General features: G+C 31.6%; 1 protein-coding gene. It reads right to left on the bottom strand.

The window, feature by feature from the left end; genetic code table 11:
- Positions 1-247: PAS domain-containing protein (locus N3F66_15110; protein ID MCX8125476.1), on the bottom strand; the 247-nt coding region annotated here is incomplete at both ends.

Here is a 247-nt window from a genome sequence, read left to right as displayed (position 1 = left end):
CCGCTTTCTTTTTTTAATTTTGCTTCAAAGGAAAGAATATCTTTTTTTGATCCTATAAATTGTTCGAATTTTTTTAGATCATTCTCATCCTCGAACAACTTTTTAAAATTTATGGATTTTAAAGATTCGAGCTGGGATAGCCCTAATATCTTTAAAAATGCAGGATTTGCATCTATAATCATCCCGCCTAAAGAATATCTAAAAAGACCAATAGGTACCCTTTCATAGAGGTCTCTATACCGTACAC

The organism is Spirochaetota bacterium, assembly GCA_026414805.1.
Taxonomy (GTDB): domain Bacteria; phylum Spirochaetota; class UBA4802; order UBA4802; family UB4802; genus UBA4802.
The sequence above is the reverse complement of the archived record's forward strand: the minus strand, read 5'-3'. Positions and strand labels throughout refer to the sequence as shown.